Annotated in this window: 4 protein-coding genes; 3 read left to right on the top strand and 1 reads right to left on the bottom strand. The window is 66.3% G+C overall.

Translation table 11 applies throughout. From position 1 onward, the window contains the following. Positions 1-57 precede the first annotated feature (57 nt). Positions 58-717 (bottom strand): hypothetical protein, encoded by a 660-nt coding sequence (locus AB4Y84_RS12830; RefSeq protein WP_442244773.1) that lies wholly within the window; start codon positions 715-717, stop codon positions 58-60. Between the two features lie 365 nt (positions 718-1082). On the opposite strand from AB4Y84_RS12830, the gene folB reads away from it, so the two are divergent. The 3 genes from folB to AB4Y84_RS12815 all read left to right on the top strand — a co-directional run. Continuing rightward, positions 1083-1436, top strand: a complete 354-nt coding sequence (gene folB, locus AB4Y84_RS12825) for a dihydroneopterin aldolase (protein WP_025878255.1) — start codon at positions 1083-1085, stop codon at positions 1434-1436. Between the two features lie 91 nt (positions 1437-1527). Beyond that, positions 1528-2799, top strand: coding sequence for a mechanosensitive ion channel family protein (locus AB4Y84_RS12820; RefSeq protein ID WP_025878254.1), 1272 nt, complete (start codon positions 1528-1530; stop codon positions 2797-2799). 128 nt (positions 2800-2927) lie between these two features. Next, a partial coding sequence (locus tag AB4Y84_RS12815) for a glycoside hydrolase family 3 N-terminal domain-containing protein (protein ID WP_442250230.1) occupies positions 2928-5054 on the top strand: 2127 nt, incomplete at its 3' end.

Here is a 5054-nt window from a genome sequence, read left to right as displayed (position 1 = left end):
CCGGCGGTGTGAGCCGGTCCRTCTCCCGGTAGTGCCGGCCGCTGGCCGGCAACATCATCAACGCTTGCCAACCAGTGGCGAGGCCGCCAGCACCGTGGTGGCCCGTTCATGGCGCTGCAGCCATGCCAGCGTATGCGGGCACCGGGCGTGGATCAGCCGCCCGATCGCGGCCAGGTCGGCGCCGATGTCGCGCTCAAGGATCGGTTCGTGGTGGGCGATGCGGTTGCGCAGGTGGCGGATGCGTCCGATATCTGCGTGGATGGCTTTCCTGGTGACACTGGGATGGGCCGAAGGCGCATGGCGTAGAACACCGCTGAGTGCTGGTATCCACAGCGAAGCGTCGAAGCGGCAGGTGAAGAGCTGCTGCCAGAAAACCATCGGCAGGTTGGCGACGATCTCGGGCGTGTCGGTGGTACGGCCGGTGACCAGTTCCAGTGCGGTTCTCGCCGAAGCGGATGAAGATGCCGGCAACCTGCGTCGGAAGGCATCATTCCACGGCCATCGAGGCCCATGTTGCCGGGCCAGCGCCGATGCGGCTGCGTTGCGGATGACAACTTCGCACAGATGCACCGGCATCATCAGCGCACCGCACATCCGCATGTTCCACAGGTACAGGGATTCGGCGGTGACACCCGGGCTGCAGGCCGATGCAATTCTCTCGTAGGTCGACAGGCGCTCCGCTGACAGAGCGCGCCTCAATGCATCGTATGCAGCCATCGTGATTTGCGGTGGTGAAGGAAGGGTCGATGCTGGCCAGAGACCGCGGCGATCACCATCGGGGAACGCCGTTGCCTGCGTGCCCGATTTCCTGTGTTTCGGCTCGGACGAATTCCGTGAGTTGCTTTGTCGCAATTGGCCTTGACCGGCGATTGGGTCCTTGCCTAACCTCAGTGCCTGCGCCACCGGGACCCGCGGCTTGAGAAAGCTCCCCCCGGGGACAAAACGGTAGTACCAAAGGGCCCCGCTAGCAGGGCCCTTTGTCTTTTCCAGACCTTGTGAATACCCGGYGACCCGCCTCCGTTCCGGGCAGGCTCACTGCCGTCCCGTTACCATGGCCGCCTGTTTTCCGGCTGGTAACCGCAATGGACAAGGTTTTCATCGAAGGGCTGACGATCGACGCCCTGATCGGCATCTACGATTGGGAGCGGCGGATCCGCCAGGACCTGGTGTTCGATCTGGAGATGGGGTTCGACAACCGTCGCCCGGCCGCCAGCGATGACATTGCCCATACCCTGAACTACAAGGCGGTCAGCAAGCGCCTGGAGCAGTTCGTGCGCGAATCGGAGTTCGGCCTGGTGGAGACCCTGGCCGAGCGCTGCGCGCAGATCGTGCTGGACGAGTTCGACGTGAAGTGGCTGCGCCTGAAGCTGAGCAAGCCCGGGGCGGTGCGCGGTGCACGCGCGGTCGGCGTGATCATCGAACGCTCGCGGGACTGACACGCCGGTAATGCCGGCCGTCGGCTGGCAACCCGCGGTAGTGCCGGCCGCTGGCCGGCAACCTCAACAGCAATGAAGAAGGAGACAACCGATGGTGGACGCAGTGGTGGCGGTACAGTGGCTGGAAAAGCTGCAGAACACACTGGAACCCTATCCTGGCGCCTACCTGGCGTTGATGATCTCGGCGCTGCTGGTTGCCGCCGGCCTGGCCAACTGGGTGACCAAGCGCATCCTGCTGCGCGGCCTGCGTCGCCTGCTGCAGCGCCTGCCGGGCGCCGAGTCCGGGCGTGGCAGCCATCTTATGCGGGTCATTTCGCGGCTGTCCAACGTGGTGCCCAGCCAGGTGATCGCCTCGGGCATCACCCTCATTCCCGACCTGCCGCCAGGCCTGGTCAACGTCATCATCAAGCTGTGCATCGTGTGGGCGGTACTGACCGTGTCGATGGCGTTCTCGCATGCGCTGGATGCGGCCAACGACCTGTACGAACGTCGCCCCGAGGCGCGCAACAAGCCGATCAAGGGGTACCTGCAGGTCGCCAAGATCATCATCTTCGTGATCGCCGGGCTGTCGATCGTTGCCACCCTCGCCGGTGTCGACCTGCGCTACCTGGTCACCGGCCTGGGCGCGGCCACCGCAGTACTGATGCTGATCTTCCAGGACACCATCCTGTCGCTGGTGGCCAGCGTGCAGATCAGTGGTGATGGGCGTATCCGTATCGGCGACTGGATCGAGATGCCCAGCCAGAATGCCGACGGCGATGTCATCGACATCGCCCTGCATACGGTGACGGTGCAGAACTTCGACAAGACCATCACCACCATCCCGACCAAGAAGCTGGTGACCGAGTCGTTCAAGAACTGGCGCGGCATGCAGGAGGCCGGTGGCCGCCGGATCAAGCGCGCGCTGTTCCTGGACCAGCACAGCGTGCGTTTCATGGAGGAACAGGACCTGGCCTTCCTCGGCCAGTTCGCCCTGCTGGGCGACTACCTGCGCGGCAAGCAGCAGGAGCTGGGCCAGTGGAACGGGCGCCTGCGCGAGCAGGGCGTGGCCGAGGTCAACAGCCGCCGGGTGACCAACCTGGGCACCTTCCGCGCCTACGTGGAGCGTTATCTGGCCAGCCACCCGGGCATCCATACCGATATGACCCTGCTGGTGCGCCAGCTGCAGCCGACCACCGAAGGCCTGCCGCTGGAGCTGTACTGCTTCACCCGCAGCACCGCCTGGGGCGAATACGAGGCGGTGCAGTCGGACATCTTCGACCACCTGCTGGCGATCCTGCCGGCCTTTGGCCTGCGGGTGTTCCAGGCGTCCAGCGACGCGATGTTGATGGCCGGGCAGCGCCAGTTGGCCGGCTCGGAGTAAGCTGCGATGCCCCCGGCCGGACCGTACGGATCCGGCTGGTGGCTGAAACTGAATGACGAAACCTCTCGCCAAATCGTCCGGGATCGCTAGAATGCCGGGCTTGTAAACGTTTTCATCAAGGACTGCCGGTGGCCTCCGATCGCATCGAATCCCTCATTGCCCAGATGACCGTCGAGGAAAAAGTCGGCCAGCTGGGTGTCTTCGCGGACATGGTCCGCCCGTTCGCCCCGGACGTGAACCCGGAAGCCAACGTGCGCAATGCCGACCAGGTGCTGCAGCAGGTGCGCGAGGGCAAGGTCGGCTCGCTGTTCAACGGTGTCGGCGCCGAGCTCGGCCGCCGCATCCAGCAGGTCGCCACCGAGGAGAGCCGCCTGGGCATCCCGGTGATCCTGGCGGCCGACGTCATCCACGGCATGCGCACGGTGTTCCCGATTCCGCTGGGCGAGGCCGCCAGCTTCGAGCCGGACCTGGCCGAGCGCACCGCGCGCGCCACTGCGGTTGAAGCCACCGCTGCCGGCCTGCACTGGACCTACGCACCGGCAGTGGACATCGCCCGTGACCAGCGCTGGGGCCGCGGTGCCGAAGGTGCCGGTGAGGACGTGGTACTGGGCTGTGCCTTCGCCGCTGCCCGCGTGCGTGGCTTCCAGGGCAGCGACCTGCGCGCCGCCGACTCGCTGCTGGCAACGCCCAAGCACTTTGCCGCCTATGGCGCGGTGATGGCCGGCATGGAATACAACATGGTGGACATCTCGCCGCAAACCCTGCGCGATGTGCACCTGCCGCCGTTCAAGGCGGCCTTCGACGCTGGCGCGATCACCGTGATGTCCTCGTTCAACGACATCAACGGCGTGCCGGCCAGCGCCAACGCCGAGCTGCTGACCGACATCCTGCGCGGTGAATGGAAGTTCCCGGGCGTGGTGATCTCCGACTACACCGCCGACATGGAACTGGTCGCGCACGGTTATGCCGCCGACGACCGCGATGCCACCGCCAAGGCGTTCACCGCCGGCCTGGACCTGAGCATGCAGAGCGGCTTCTACGCCGAGCACCTGCCGGGCCTGGTGGAGAGCGGCGAGGTGCCGATGAGCGTGCTGGATGAAGGCGTGCGCCGCATCCTGTGGCTGAAGGAAGCCATCGGCCTGTTCGACGACCCGTACCGTTCGCTGGACCCGGCGCGCGAAGCCGATACCTCCCATATCGCCGCCCATGACGAACTGTCGCGCGATGCCGCGCGCCGTTCGATCGTGCTGCTGAACAACCGCGACAACGTGCTGCCGCTGCAGAAGAACGGTCAGAAGATCGCGCTGATCGGCCCGTTCGTGCAGGACCGCGACAACATCGAAGGCTGCTGGACGCTGTTCGGCGACAAGCAGCGTTACGTGGATCTGGAAACCGGCGTGCGCGCGGCCATCGGCGATGACGCGCTGCTGGAAGTGGTGCCGGGATGCGAACTGGAAGCCGCCATTGCAGGTGGCACCGAGGCGGCCGTGGCCGCTGCGCTGCGCGCCGACGTGGTGGTGCTGGCGCTGGGCGAGCCGCAGCGTTACAGCGGCGAGGCGCAGTCGCGCGTGGAGATCACCCTGCCGCCGGCACAGCAGGCGCTGGCCGAAGCGGTGGCGATGACCGGCAAGCCGCTGGTGGTGCTGCTGCGCAATGGTCGCGCGCTGGCCCTGCAGGGCGCGGTGCGCAATGCGCATGCCGTTGCGATCACCTGGTACCTGGGCACGCAGACCGGCCATGCCGTGGCCGATGTCCTGTTCGGCGATTACAGCCCCTCCGGCCGCCTGCCGGTCAGCTTCCCGCAAGTGTCCGGCCAGCAGCCGTACTTCTACAACCACCCGCGCACCGGTCGCCCGGAACTGCCGACGATGTCGGAATTCAAGGCACGCTGGCGCGAGATTCCGAACGAGCCGTTGTACCCGTTCGGCCATGGCATCGGCTACACCACCTTCGCCTACGGCGTGCCGCAGCTGAGCACTGCGCGCGTCGGCTGGGACGACACCCTGACCTTGACCACCACGCTGACCAATACCGGCAGCGTGGCCGGCGAGGAAGTGGTGCAGCTGTACATCCATGACCGCGTGGCCAGCCGCGTGCGGCCGGTGCGCGAGCTGAAGGACTTCCGCAAGGTGGCCCTGCAGCCGGGCGAGTCGGCCGAGGTGGTGTTCACCCTGACCCGTGAACAGCTGGCATTCACCGGCCGCGACGGCGTGCTGCGTGCCGAGCCGGGCCTGTTCGACGTGTGGGTGTGCGCC

Source organism: Stenotrophomonas sp. 2YAF22 (genome assembly GCF_052114665.1).
Classification (GTDB): Bacteria; Pseudomonadota; Gammaproteobacteria; order Xanthomonadales; family Xanthomonadaceae; genus Stenotrophomonas; species Stenotrophomonas indicatrix.
The sequence above is the reverse complement of the archived record's forward strand: the minus strand, read 5'-3'. Positions and strand labels throughout refer to the sequence as shown.

What these genes read in the sequence shown, in the direction of transcription:
- AB4Y84_RS12830 (WP_442244773.1), bottom strand. Translation starts at nt 717, where the DNA reads ATGGCTGCATACGATGCATTGAGGCGCGCTCTGTCAGCGGAGCGCCTG.
- folB (WP_025878255.1), top strand. Translation starts at nt 1,083, where the DNA reads ATGGACAAGGTTTTCATCGAAGGGCTGACGATCGACGCCCTGATCGGC.
- AB4Y84_RS12820 (WP_025878254.1), top strand. Translation starts at nt 1,528, where the DNA reads ATGGTGGACGCAGTGGTGGCGGTACAGTGGCTGGAAAAGCTGCAGAAC.